Below are 905 nucleotides of genomic sequence, written 5' to 3'. Positions count from 1 at the left end.
TCTGCGTCCAACTCTTCGTAGCGCCAAAGCCGAGGGCAAGATTTATCACGCCGGCAGGAAGGGTTGCAATATTGCCGCTGATATCTCCTGACAGCCCGACATTGTGGGTAGCGGTGTGAAGATCGGCATCGGGCTTCGCTGCATTATCGATGCCGCCGTTTTCGATTGCTGATCGAGAGCCTGCGACATTGCCGGACAGCGTCCAGGAGTATCTGCCGAGCGTGCCATTGAACGCAGCACCCATCCGCAGATATTGCGTCGTATTCCGCCGTTCCTGACGGTAGTATCCCGCTCCGGCTGTCGGTGGCGCTGATCCGCCGATATTAAAGACATTCCTAGTGATCCCGCCCTCGGCAGAAAGGTCAACGCTTGTCTGCCCCAGCACTCCGCTCTGCCCAAGGGTCGCGGTAAGCGCCTCGGAGCGCGGCACCAATGTCAGGTCGCGATCGGCCCCGAACCCATCTGCCGCCGGCTCGTCCTTGCCGCCGTCCCGATCTGATCGGAGCAGCTCTCCGGCGAGACGATAGGTAAGCGCAAAATTTGAGCGGTCGTCATCCCTGATATGCGCATACCGCGTGGTCGCCGACCAGGTTCCCCCGCCACCTTCCGTGGTCGTAGTAGTCAGCCCTTCCAGCGCCAGCGTATCGAACTTCGCCAATAGGCGCAGGTTAAGTATCTTCGCGCCCTCGGCCAACCCGAATTGTCCAGCCGCGCTGGCCGGCAGCACGTCAATCTTGGCAAGCGCTTCGGGAGGCAGCGCTTCAATCGCATCAAGTCCCCCCACGCGACGCCCATTCACGAGAATCGAAAAATCTTCATCGCCGAAACGCGATCTGAGCCGCGCCAGCACGTCACCGATTGAGTCGGCGCCGAACCCTTTTATTGTCGATGCCGGTAGGGAATCG

1 pseudogene is annotated in these 905 nt (G+C 60.3%); it reads right to left on the bottom strand.

Annotated elements, in window-relative coordinates:
* A pseudogene (locus AC07U4_RS24825) lies at positions 1–905 on the bottom strand (hypothetical protein); the annotation flags it as partial.

It is taken from the genome of Sphingomonas sp. GW821-FHT02B09, assembly GCF_059421875.1.
This window is presented reverse-complemented; position numbering and strand designations above follow the sequence as displayed.